Consider the following 288-nt stretch of genomic DNA (forward strand, 5'->3'; position numbering starts at 1 on the left):
ATCGAGCATGCACCGCCTGACAAGGCAAATGGTCATGGAAACAGGGTAGAAGATGGAGACGATCAATATCCATTCAAACGCGCGCCTGAGCACACCCGAGCTGGTTAATAAAGCCCGGACGATCCGGCGCGATATCATCACCATGATCTATGATGCGCAAGCCGGTCATCCAGGGGGCTCTTGATCCGCGGCGGATATCGTCACCGCGCTGTATTTCCGCATCCTGCGCCTCGACCCCCAGCGTCCAGACTGGGAAGACCGCGACCGCTTCATCCTTTCGAAGGGACA

Annotated in this window: 1 protein-coding gene; it reads right to left on the reverse strand. The window is 57.3% G+C overall.

The window, feature by feature from the left end:
• Positions 1–73: 73 nt before the first annotated feature.
• Positions 74–288: hypothetical protein (locus tag LZP69_RS16135; RefSeq protein ID WP_234201713.1), on the reverse strand; the 215-nt coding region annotated here is incomplete at its 5' end.

It is taken from the genome of Shewanella sp. AS1, assembly GCF_021412565.1.
Taxonomy (GTDB): Bacteria; Pseudomonadota; Gammaproteobacteria; order Enterobacterales; family Shewanellaceae; genus Shewanella.